Genomic DNA, 4,795 nt, shown 5'->3' on the forward strand with positions numbered 1-4,795 from the left:
AGGTTCATTGACGCGTGCGACCAGCGGATCGAGGAAGCCCGTCGTCAGGAACGTACGCGCGTCGAGGCGGCCCGCCGCCGGGAACGTCACGAACGTCAACGCCGCCAGCAGGTCATCGCTGTCCTTTCCGTGCTCCTCGTCTTCACTGTCGTCGGGGCCGCAGTCGCCACCTGGCAGTCCCTCACCGCCCGGCAGGCGCAGCGCACCGCGGAACGGGCGCAGCGCGCCACCGAACGGGCGCGGCATGCCCTGATCACTCACACCCTGCTCGCCGACGCCGACGCCGCGCGGGCGACGGACCAGGTGCGCGCGTTACGACTCGCCATCGCCGCCGAGAACATCGACCCCGGTACCGGTGGTGCGGCCGGCGGTAAGGCCGACAGGGGCGCCGACAGCCGGGCGAACCTGCTGCAAACCCTCGCCGAGGACCCGAACCCACTCGCCAGCCGCGGCGATCCCGTCACCTCGGTGGCGTTTTCCCCGAATGGACGCATCCTGGCCGTCGGCGGCGCGAACGCAACGGTCGTGCTGTGGGATGTGACGGAGGGTCAACATCGTCGGATCGACCCGCCCCTCACCGGCCAGCGCAGCGGGATCACGTCGGTGACGTTCTCGCCGGACAGCCGGAACCTCGACGCGACCGGCGTCGACGGGACGGTGCTGCGGTGGGACGTCACCGACCCAGACCGGCCACAATTGCGGGGGCGTGTGAACGCCGCCGCAGCCCTCCCCACGCCGTGGGATGCGTTCTCCCAGGACGGGCGCCTCAGAGCCACCGGCCAGGACGGATCAATCATGCTGGCGGATGTCACCGCCCCGGATCGGCCCCGGCCGCCCAGCATCCTTCTCGCCGACCCCGGACCGGTCCGGGCCGTGGCCTTCTCCCCGCACAGGCAGGTCCTGGCCGCGGTCGGATCTGGCCGGAGGGTATGGCTCTGGGACACCAGCGTCACCCCGCCGCGGCAGATCGGGCAGCCGCTGACCGGGCACACCCGCTCCGTCCTGTCGCTGGCGTTTTCCCCGGACGGCGGGACGCTGGCCTCCGGCGGCAACGATGGCACCGTCCGGCTGTGGCGGCTCACCGCGGTCGACGCGTTCCGCCGCAACGGCGTCGTCGAGTACGCCTGCCACGAGGCCCAGGGCGGGCTCGACCGGTCGGCGTGGAGCTTCCACATTCCCGGCCTGCCCTACCAGGACACCTGCGCGGGGTGACCGCCGGCGGCACCGGCGGCTACCTCGGCAACGACGGCAACGACGGCAACGACGGCAATGTCCAGGTGTCGAGGCGTTCGGCGATGTTGTTCGTGCCCTGGCGCCGCCCGGCGATCCGCCGGGCGTCCGCGAGGAACCGGTGGGTCCGCGTGACCATCACGGCGTTCGGCCGGTGCTCGGAGATGTCCAGTGCCTCGGTGACGAGCGCTTCGGCCTCGTCGACGTGGTGGCGGTGCAGGGCCGCTGTAGCCGCGGCGATCCTCGCCATCGACCGCAGGCCGGTCGCCCCGGCGACATCGAGATGGTGCACCGAGGCGTCGGTATAGACCGATGCCGCGTCCGGCTGGCCGAGTTCGACGTACGCCGCCGCGGACAGTTCGGCGAGCGTCAGCATGTGCAGGGTGTCGATCGAGAACCCGGGGTTACCCGACTGCGCGCGACTCAGCGTCCCCTGGATGCGCCAGGCACGATTGATCGCTTCGTGCACGCCCGCCCGTTCACCGAGCGCGCCCAGGGTACGGGCCTCTATCGCCGCGGCGCGGCTGGCGGCCGGCAAGCCCGCACCGACGTGGGACGTGGCGGCGCGGGCCAGCGCGAGGGCGGAGGTCAGGCTGCCGGACTTGCGGGCCAGGGAGCTCTGCCACAGCCGAACCCAGCACTGGAGTGTCCGGTCCCGCGCCTCCTCGGCGTGGCCGAACGCCTCGGCGAACGCGGCCATCGCCCCGGGGATGTCACCGAGGTCGTGGCGGGTGGTGGCCCACAGGGCGGCCAGGCGGCCGGCGGCACGGTGCAGGCGGGCGTCGACGGCGGTCGGGTGCCCGCCCTCGGCGAGCAGGGAGCGGACGGCCGGCAGATGCCGGCGTAGGTACACGCTCGTCGCGCCGATCGGAGTCCGCTCGTACGCCCCGGTGATCTGCTCGATGCGGGCGTCGATGTGGTTCAGGACGTCCTCGGACGCGATCACTCTCGGGATCACTCGCCCGCTCCGGACCATGAACAGCCCGGGTGGCAGGGATGCCCCCGCCGCCAGCCGGAGGAACCGCCGTCGATCGGACTCGTCGCCCATGCCGCACCTGCGCTTCGGGATGTCGCCCGCCTCCCATGACCATGATCCGTCTGTGGGCAGTCGAGAAACGGGTCATCGTCCATGGTCACGCCCCGTCTGCCGGTCCGACTGCACACCCGCTGGACGCTAGCCGGGGCGACCGCCCGCCGGAAGCGGAAACACCCAGCACAACGTGGTCTCCCGCGGCCTGCGGCCCACGGCGGCCCACGGCGGCACCGATCGACCCGGCGCAGGTCACTAGCCGTGACTTCTGCACCGGCGGAGCCTCGGTGCGGTCGTGGCAGCCGCCCGCCGGCAGCCGGCCGCGACGGGCGAGGTCGGCGGTGATGTGGGTGAGGTTCGCCGCGTTGTGCAACCGCCAGCGTTCCCAGCCGGGAGTGCCCTCGCGCACCCGCTCCAGCCGGACGTCCGCGGCGTCGGTGACGGTCTCGAAGGGTTTCTGCTCGTGCGACCGCACGTCCGTGACGTGGCTCAGCTCCTACGGTGGGGTGCCGACGAAGCCGCAGCGCAGGATGCGGATGGCGGCGAGCAGCCGGTCCACGAGGGCCGGCTCGCAGAGCACATCGTCGTCGAGGTATAGCACATATCGGCCGCGGGACGCGTCGAGCAGGAACTGGCGCTGCTCCGTCATGCCCCGCCACATCCGCCCCCGGTGCACCTCGACGGCGCCACCCCGCGCTCGTAGCAGCCGCAGCACCCCTGGCTCCCCGCAGGTCACGATCTCCACCTTGTCTCGGTCGGAGAACCGGCGGCGCCGGGAAGCCGCGGAGGCTGCCGACCTGGACGTCACCGTGCGCCGGGCACCTCGCCGCCGGGCGGCAACCGGCTACGGCGAGGCCGTCCAGGCCGGACCGGAAGTAGAGCGACGTCCACGCCGCGTCAAGATCGTCGAGACGGCCGGAGCGGATCGCCCGAACGACGCCGAACCAAACGACCAACGGCAGATGAAGGTCATGCCGGATATCGGCGGTGTGGTGACGGATGACGACGTCGGCGCCCGATCGGGCGACGCGGACCGTCGGCGCGTCCGAGGCGACCGGGCTGGTGGCCTGCCAGGACATGTGATCTCCCCCGTGCGGTGGATGCTGGTAAGTCAGGTCACGGCCGGGATAGTCGCGGTCCAATCGCCGTAGGTGAGCCGGATGCTGCCGTCGTCGTGGATGCGGACGTTGGCGCCGAGGAACGGGGCGAATCCGCGGCGGGTCCAGTCGTCGCGGACCTCGTCGAGCGCATCCCAGAGGCGACGCGGCCCGCCCTGATGGACTGTGGGCTGCTCGGTACCGATGGCGGTGGCCCGTGCCCAGGAGCCGTCCGCATGAGCCATGATCGCGGTGTGCTGGCCGTCGGGTTCCCGCCGGTAGTGGTGCCGCACGCCTGGCGCGGCGAGAGTTAACAGCGTGGACAGCTCCCACCCTTCGGCGACGTCGAGAACCGGGTAACGGCCGGTGCTGACGTGCTCGCCGTTGCGCACGTCCAGGTCTTCGGCCTCGACCGGCGCGGGTGGGTAGTCGTCGCCGGTGCGGGTGTTCATGAACCCGGCGGGCTCGAACTCGACCATGCCCACCAGGCCGCGTGGGGTGCGGGTCGCGGTGACGACCATGTGCGTGCCGCTGATCGTGGTGACGAGCCGGCCGCCGGGGCGCAGTGCATCCAGCCAGCTCGGCGGAATGCTGGCCACGGACACCATGGAGATGATCCGGTCGTAGCGGCCGGGTAGGGGGCCGGTCGCGTCGACGGCCAGGGCGGTGGGGTGCAGGTCGAGGGCTGCGAGGCGGTCCGTGGCGGCGGCGACCAGGTACGGATCGACGTCGACGGTGGTGACATGGTCGCTGCCGTACCTGCGGGCGAGCAGGGCCGTGCCGTAGCCGGAGCCGGTACCGACGTCGAGGATGTCCAGGCCCTCACCGAGCCGGCCGTGCCGGTACATGGTGAGCGCCAGGGCCGGCATGGTCGCCGAGGACGTCGGCCGGCCCACGGGCACGTCGCTGTCGGTGGCCCGGTCTGCGTGGTGGGCGCCGACGCGGGTGACGAGCGACCGATGGACGGCGTACGCGTCGCCGATCGGGCCGCGGCGCAGCGCCCACCCTTCGGTGGTGCGCGTCCACCAGGCGGGCACCAGTTCGTGCCGCGGTATGTCCGCGACGACCGGGTGCCAGCGGGAGCCGGGGTGGGTGATCTCGTCGGCCAGGGTGCGGGCATGGTCCCGCCAGGTCTCGGTCATCAGTTCGGGTCGGGTTCGGGGTGGACCGGGCCGCACGGTTTGGTGTCGTCGTCCGGGCCGCACGCCGCGTAGGGCGCTCGCGGTCGCGGCACGGCGTTCACCGCTTCCTGCCACTGCTCGCCACACAGCAGCTCGCGCAGCGAGGCGGTCAGCACGCTGCCGCCGTCCTGCGTGCGGTTCATCACGCACGGGGTGATCCGGCCGTCGGGAAGGACCGCCGCTCGGCCCAGCCCGCAGCGTCCGCAGCCGCCCGGCGCGACGCCGTCGCCCGCGGCACGGCCGAACCCGCGGACCGG

6 protein-coding genes are annotated in these 4,795 nt (G+C 72.6%); 1 reads left to right on the forward strand and 5 read right to left on the reverse strand.

Translation table 11 applies throughout. The annotated features are described in order from the left end of the window. The coding region (locus tag AC08ON_RS14360; protein ID WP_476617147.1) for a WD40 repeat domain-containing protein at positions 1 to 1,212 on the forward strand (1,212 nt) is incomplete at its 5' end. A gap of 19 nt (positions 1,213 to 1,231) precedes the next feature. Here the strand turns inward: AC08ON_RS14360 and AC08ON_RS14365 are convergent. The 5 genes from AC08ON_RS14365 to AC08ON_RS14385 all read right to left on the reverse strand — a co-directional run. Then, positions 1,232 to 2,278: a hypothetical protein gene (locus AC08ON_RS14365; RefSeq protein ID WP_476607941.1), complete on the reverse strand. Its 1,047-nt coding sequence runs from the start codon at positions 2,276 to 2,278 to the stop codon at positions 1,232 to 1,234. An 85-nt stretch (positions 2,279 to 2,363) separates the two neighbouring features. Beyond that, positions 2,364 to 2,735 carry a hypothetical protein gene (locus AC08ON_RS14370; RefSeq protein WP_476607942.1) on the reverse strand — a complete coding sequence of 124 codons (372 nt, stop codon included), beginning with the start codon at positions 2,733 to 2,735 and terminating at the stop codon, positions 2,364 to 2,366. A gap of 21 nt (positions 2,736 to 2,756) precedes the next feature. Continuing rightward, positions 2,757 to 3,068 carry a glycosyltransferase gene (locus AC08ON_RS14375; protein ID WP_476607943.1) on the reverse strand — a complete coding sequence of 104 codons (312 nt, stop codon included), beginning with the start codon at positions 3,066 to 3,068 and terminating at the stop codon, positions 2,757 to 2,759. A 303-nt stretch (positions 3,069 to 3,371) separates the two neighbouring features. Then, positions 3,372 to 4,499: a methyltransferase domain-containing protein gene (locus tag AC08ON_RS14380; RefSeq protein WP_476607944.1), complete on the reverse strand. Its 1,128-nt coding sequence runs from the start codon at positions 4,497 to 4,499 to the stop codon at positions 3,372 to 3,374. Continuing rightward, positions 4,499 to 4,795, reverse strand: a 297-nt coding sequence (locus AC08ON_RS14385) for an SPASM domain-containing protein (protein ID WP_476617148.1), incomplete at its 5' end; no start/stop codon positions are given. The genes AC08ON_RS14385 and AC08ON_RS14380, both read right to left, overlap by 1 nt.

The sequence above is a fragment of the Frankia sp. CoWAU3 genome (assembly GCF_977971855.1).

Excerpts from the sequence above, each read along its gene's own strand:
- AC08ON_RS14380 (WP_476607944.1), bottom strand. The coding sequence starts at position 4,499 with ATGACCGAGACCTGGCGGGACCATGCCCGCACCCTGGCCGACGAGATC.
- AC08ON_RS14365 (WP_476607941.1), bottom strand. The coding sequence starts at position 2,278 with ATGGGCGACGAGTCCGATCGACGGCGGTTCCTCCGGCTGGCGGCGGGG.